Source organism: Oleiphilus sp. HI0128, from assembly GCF_001635365.1.
On record NZ_LWGG01000797.1, the window covers coordinates 1 to 755 of the forward strand.

General features: G+C 42.0%; 1 protein-coding gene. It reads left to right on the forward strand.

The features are described from left to right. On the forward strand, positions 1-755 hold a 755-nt coding region (locus A3763_RS11490; RefSeq protein ID WP_156495055.1), incomplete at both ends, for an HD domain-containing phosphohydrolase.

Sequence of the window (755 nt, forward strand, 5' to 3'; positions counted from 1 at the left end):
GAGCATGCAGGCCCTGTAATTCGCGCAGCCTATCCCATCAGGATGCTAGATTGGGAGCCTGGCATTGGAAACGAGTTAGACGTAAAATATTGTCCTGACTTACAGAAGGCTTTTGACACTGGACGATACGTATCAGTTTCTAATACAGAAATGTTTGATCGGAGACATAAAGTTGAGTTGGAACAAATTTTCACTTCTGAAACACATTCCGGTTTAATCTTTCCCTTAGTTATTAAAGGACGCTCAGAGGGTGCTATTATTTTGGGTGAGTCAAGAGTGTGGGACCGGGAACCTTTTTCTCAAGAAAAAATCGCCCTCTGCCAGACGCTAATCAACCAGTCTGTTATAGCGATCGAAAATGCAGAAAACTATGTGTCTTTGCATTCAATGTTTTTGGATACAACCTCTGCCTTGAGTTCTGCAATTGATGCTAAGTCTCACTGGACTAAGGGGCATTCGAAGCGCATGACAGCTCTGGCATTACGTATTGGACGGAAATTATCACTTGATTCCGAATCATTAAACCTTCTCAAGGTGGGCTGCATTCTCCATGATATTGGGAAAATCGGTACCTATGAGCAGATTCTAAACAAGGCTGAGCCACTTACGGATAGTGAACTTGAAATCATTCGTCAACATCCAGTAAAGGGGGAGCTTATTCTTAAACCAATCCATAAGTTTAAAGCGATTCTACCTATAGTAAGAAGTCATCATGAAAAATATGATGGAACAGGCTACCCAGATGGATTAAAGGG